This window comes from Serratia sp. PL17 (assembly GCF_017832355.1).
Taxonomy (GTDB): Bacteria; Pseudomonadota; Gammaproteobacteria; order Enterobacterales; family Enterobacteriaceae; genus Serratia.
In genome coordinates this window covers 1-4,693 of record NZ_JAFIBY010000020.1, presented here as the reverse complement: position 1 = coordinate 4,693, position 4,693 = coordinate 1, and the positions used below count along the sequence as shown (strand labels likewise).

Annotated in this window: 4 protein-coding genes, 4 tRNA genes and 1 other RNA gene; 8 read left to right on the top strand and 1 reads right to left on the bottom strand. The window is 46.8% G+C overall.

The features are described 5' to 3' along the window. Nucleotides 1–453: 453 nt before the first annotated feature. A complete protein-coding gene (gene murB / locus JOE25_RS26425; RefSeq protein WP_209640605.1) occupies nucleotides 454–1,491 on the top strand; it encodes a UDP-N-acetylmuramate dehydrogenase in 1,038 nt (345 codons plus the stop codon). Further along, on the top strand, nucleotides 1,488–2,450 hold the full coding sequence (birA, locus tag JOE25_RS26420) for a bifunctional biotin--[acetyl-CoA-carboxylase] ligase/biotin operon repressor BirA (RefSeq protein ID WP_209640602.1): 963 nt from the start codon (nucleotides 1,488–1,490) through the stop codon (nucleotides 2,448–2,450). Before murB ends, birA begins: the two co-directional genes overlap by 4 nt. A 40-nt stretch (nucleotides 2,451–2,490) precedes the next feature. Here the strand turns inward: birA and coaA are convergent, their stop codons facing one another. Continuing rightward, nucleotides 2,491–3,441: a type I pantothenate kinase gene (gene coaA, locus JOE25_RS26415; RefSeq protein WP_209640600.1), complete on the bottom strand. Its 951-nt coding sequence runs from the start codon at nucleotides 3,439–3,441 to the stop codon at nucleotides 2,491–2,493. Between the two features lie 463 nt (nucleotides 3,442–3,904). Here coaA and JOE25_RS26410 point away from each other — a divergent pair. The 6 genes from JOE25_RS26410 to JOE25_RS26385 form a co-directional block, all read left to right on the top strand. Then, nucleotides 3,905–3,980: transfer RNA gene (locus tag JOE25_RS26410), tRNA-Thr, on the top strand. Nucleotides 3,981–4,004: 24 nt separating this feature from the next. Beyond that, a tRNA-Tyr gene (locus JOE25_RS26405) sits at nucleotides 4,005–4,089 on the top strand. Between the two features lie 46 nt (nucleotides 4,090–4,135). Beyond that, a non-coding RNA gene (locus JOE25_RS26400) (RtT sRNA) lies at nucleotides 4,136–4,250 on the top strand. 37 nt (nucleotides 4,251–4,287) lie between these two features. Further along, a tRNA-Gly gene (locus tag JOE25_RS26395) sits at nucleotides 4,288–4,362 on the top strand. Between the two features lie 6 nt (nucleotides 4,363–4,368). After that, nucleotides 4,369–4,444 (top strand) — tRNA-Thr (locus tag JOE25_RS26390). 109 nt (nucleotides 4,445–4,553) lie between these two features. After that, a partial coding sequence (locus JOE25_RS26385) for a GTP-binding protein (protein WP_230050329.1) occupies nucleotides 4,554–4,693 on the top strand: 140 nt, incomplete at its 3' end.

Genomic DNA, 4,693 nt, shown 5'->3' with positions numbered 1-4,693 from the left:
ACACTGCCAGGCATCAATTAAGCCAAGAGGCCATCCGCAAGGATGGCCTTTTTGCTGTGTGCGAAAGAAAAAAATTACGCAGCTACGCTGCGCCTCTGGTACAGATACCTCTCCAAAACTCCCCGAGTAAAGAATAGTTATATTTATAATTATCCGTAATGTATAAAGTAAATGAGCAACTTCAGTCATATATTAGCGGGACTGAATAGAATTGTTTAAGTTGTGATAATAAAGCCCATATCGGAGATATTGCGGGCATTCATCACGTTGTTCATTATATTAATTCCTTTATCTTATTAATATATATAGGAATTACCTAATGAAACAACGGAAAGCATTTATCCTGTAGATGAACTCCAGATAAAAGCAATATCATCGAAAACAAATATTAGCCTAGAGAGCCGAATCGAGTAGACTAGGTGAAGGTTCATTTCCGTATAGGTAATTATCGTTATGTCTACTGAAAGCGCGTCATTAAAAAAACACAATACTTTTGCGCTCCAGGCCAACGCAGCGCATCTGATCATTGCAGACACCATTGAATTAATGATCAAGGTTTGGCAGAAAACGCAGAAACGTCAAGAGCCACTGCTGGTACTCGGTGAAGGGAGTAATGTCCTGTTCCTAGAAGACTTTTCTGGTACGGTCATGATCAATCAATTAAAAGGCATCGATATCAGAGAAGAGGAAGATGCCTGGTTTCTCCATGTCAGTTCGGGCGAGAATTGGCATGATTTGGTCTGCCGCACTCTGGCAGCCGGAATTCCTGGGCTAGAGAACCTTGCATTGATTCCCGGTTTAGTTGGATCAGCCCCAATCCAAAATATTGGTGCCTATGGTATAGAGCTCAAAAACGTCTGTGATTACGTTGATCTGTTGAACCTGAATACGGGGGCTATCGACCGTATTTCGGCATCAGATTGTGGGTTTGGTTACCGTGACAGTATTTTCAAACACCGCTTCCAAAAGGGGCACATTATTGTTGGTGTGGGCCTACGTCTGAACAAGCAATGGAACCCGATGCTGAATTATGGCGATCTGACGAAGTTGGATCCGGAAACGGTAACGCCGCGTCAGGTGTTTGACTCTGTGTGCGCAATGCGCTGCAGTAAGCTGCCTGATCCTAAGGTGACGGGCAATGCTGGCAGTTTCTTCAAAAACCCATTGGTCAGTAATGAAAAAGCCGCGGCGATGATTGCCGAATACCCGGGCATGCCGCATTACCCACAGCAGGACGGACAGGTGAAGTTGGCAGCAGGCTGGTTGATTGATCGTTGTGAACTGAAAGGCCATCAGATCGGTGGTGCGGCGGTACATAGCCAGCAGGCGCTTGTTTTGGTGAATTTGGATAACGCCACCCGTCAGGATGTTGTCGCCCTGGCACGCCATGTACGCAATACGGTAGCGGCAAAGTTTGATGTATGGTTAGAACCCGAAGTTCGCTTTATCGGTAAGGATACTGAGTTAAATGCGGTAGAGGTCCTGTCATGAAAGATACTAAAGTTCCCCTCAGGCTTATTGCCATACTCGCTGATGGCGGCTTCCATTCTGGTGAGCATCTTGGTGAGTTGCTGGGAATGAGTCGTGCAGCGATTAACAAGCATATCCAGACAATTCGCGAGTGGGGCTTGGACGTGTTTACCGTACCGGGGAAAGGCTATAGCCTACCTGGCCCAATCCAATTGCTGGAGGCTGAACGCATTCTCAGCCAACTGGTAGATAAGCGTGTTACCGTGTTGCCAGTTGTGGATTCAACCAACCAATATTTGTTAGATCGCATTGCTCAATTGCAGTCGGGCGATGCCTGTGTCGCAGAGTATCAGCAGGCGGGCCGTGGTCGGCGAGGGCGCCAATGGATCTCGCCTTTTGGTGCCAATCTATATCTCTCAATGTTTTGGCGTCTGGATCAGGGACCAGCGGCAGCAATGGGCCTGAGTCTGGTGATTGGCATAGTGATGGCTGAGGTGCTGAAAGACCTCGGTGCTGAAGATGTAAGGGTCAAATGGCCAAATGATCTATATCTCAACGATCGCAAACTGGCTGGCATCTTGGTCGAATTAACGGGAAAAACCGGCGATGCGGCACAATTGGTGATTGGGGCTGGTATTAATTTGGCGATGCGTGAAACCAATGCTAATGCGATTAACCAAGGGTGGATAAACTTGCAGGAAGCGGGAATCAATATCGACCGTAATGAATTGGCAGCGACCTTACTCAATGAGTTGCGTCAATCGCTGAAGCAGTTTGAGATTGATGGTTTGACACCATTTATTGCCCGCTGGCGTGCATTAGACAACTTTATTGATAGACCTGTTAAGTTATTAATTGGTGAGCAACAGATTTTTGGTATTGCCCGTGGTATCGATCAACAGGGTGCATTATTGCTTGATCAGAATGGCGTAATTAAGCCATTTATTGGCGGAGAAATATCTCTTCGTGGTGCTGATTAATTATTTTAATAAGGGGCGAAAGCCCCTTATTATTAATCTTTTACTTCCGTAATCGCACGTTTTCAACGGCATGATTAGCGCTTTTAGTCATGATAAGGCTAGCACGCTCACGGGTTGGTAAAATATTTTCATGTAAATTCAGTCCGTTAATCTCATTCCATAATTGGGTGGCTATGTTTATGGCCTCAGGCTCAGGTAGCTTTGAATAATTATGGAAATAAGAGTCAGGATTAGAGAAGGCGCCCTGCCGGAATTTAAGGAATCGATTGATATACCAGCTTTGTAGCAACTCTTCAGGGGCATCGACATATATTGAAAAATCAACAAAGTCGGAAACAAAAACACGATGTGGATCGTGAGGATAATCCATGCCGCTTTGTAAAACGTTCAGGCCTTCGAGAATAAGAATATCCGGTTGTTCGATGACTTTATTCCCTTCAGGAACGACATCATAAATCAGGTGGGAATATACTGGGGCTGTCACGCGCTTAGCGCCGGATTTTACTTCAGAAACGAATTTTACCAGGCTGTGCATATCGTAGGACTGTGGGAAGCCCTTTTTCTTCATCAACCCACGCTCGTTTAGCACCTTGTTAGGATGCAAGAAGCCGTCAGTGGTGATCAGTTCTACGCTGCGATGTTCCGGCCAGCTGCTGAGCAATGCCTGCAGTAAACGAGCGGTAGTACTTTTGCCAACGGCAACGCTGCCGGCAATGCCGATAATGTAGGGGATTTTTTGTCCATCGGTTCCGAGAAATTGCTCAAGCACCGCCTGACGGCGCAGGTTGGAACTGATATAGAAGTTCAACAGTCGTGATAGCGGCAGATAAATCTGCGCTACTTCTTCCAAAGAGAGATCTTCGTTAATCCCTTTCAGTTTAACAATCTCTTCTTCTGACAGTGTCAGCGGCACCGAGTTTCGCAGCGCAGCCCATTGGGTACGATCGAACTGAAGATAAGGCGTCGCTAAAGATTGATCTCTTTTTATCATAAGCCAAATTCTGCCTGTTAACGCAGGTTGGGAAAGGCGCCGGACGCCAACTCCAGATAATAAACAAGCTGCATATTATAGACAGCTTCGTTTTTGGCGTAGACTTTTTTCGAAAAAGTTGGCGATTAGTATGAGTTTATGTCAATTGTGAGAAGCGGCCCGCAGTCGATGGAGAAAGGGTATCAACCAAGAGCGATACCGCTTTCATGTTGCGATACAGCCATTTTGTAGACAGATTTACGAAAAGGTTCGAAGCCACCTGGCGGGAGAAATACCCCATTGATTCTTGCAAGAGCAATGAGGTTATAGAAAATCGGCCTGAAACTGATTAATGTTTGCACGCCGTACACGTCGAATTGCCATGCGGCATGCAAAATTGGGCGTTTTGTGAGCGAAAGTGCAGCTAACGCAATTTTTTTGTTGCATAGACCGTCCGCTCTACCTAGAATGCGCTGCACTTGATGCCGGCTTAGCTCAGTTGGTAGAGCAACTGACTTGTAATCAGTAGGTCACCAGTTCGATTCCGGTAGCCGGCACCAATCAAGTCACAGTAGTTAAAATCTGGTGGGGTTCCCGAGCGGCCAAAGGGAGCAGACTGTAAATCTGCCGTCACAGACTTCGAAGGTTCGAATCCTTCCCCCACCACCATATCTTGCCTTCGGCAGTTAACTGGCCAGCGAAAAACGCGCAACGGTTAAATTGCAGAAGGAGAAGGCGAAAGCCTTCGACAAGAATCGAGTTGTGCAGCGCTAGCGCAGCCGGCCCGAAGGGTGAGAGTTAAGCGACGAACAATCCTTCTCCTCCCTAAAAATTCTACAGAAAAGTCAGGTAGCCGAGTTCCAGGATGCGGGCATCGTATAATGGCTATTACCTCAGCCTTCCAAGCTGATGATGTGGGTTCGATTCCCACTGCCCGCTCCAAGATGTGCTGATATAGCTCAGTTGGTAGAGCGCACCCTTGGTAAGGGTGAGGTCGGCAGTTCGAATCTGCCTATCAGCACCACTTCTTATAATCTCGCCCCCTGATTTTCTTTCTGTTCTGGATTCAACAAGCAAATGCTTGGTTGATGTGGTGATACCACCGATTTATCCGTGTCTTAGAGGGACAATCGATGTCTAAAGAAAAGTTTGAACGTTCAAAACCGCACGTTAACGTCGGTACTATCGGCCACGTTGACCACGGTAAAACTACCCTGACTGCAGCAATCACCACCGTTCTGGCTAAAACCTACGGCGGTTCTGCACGTGCTTT

What these genes read in the sequence shown, in the direction of transcription:
- murB (WP_209640605.1), top strand. Translation starts at nt 454, where the DNA reads ATGTCTACTGAAAGCGCGTCATTAAAAAAACACAATACTTTTGCGCTC.
- birA (WP_209640602.1), top strand. Translation starts at nt 1,488, where the DNA reads ATGAAAGATACTAAAGTTCCCCTCAGGCTTATTGCCATACTCGCTGAT.
- coaA (WP_209640600.1), bottom strand. Translation starts at nt 3,441, where the DNA reads ATGATAAAAAGAGATCAATCTTTAGCGACGCCTTATCTTCAGTTCGAT.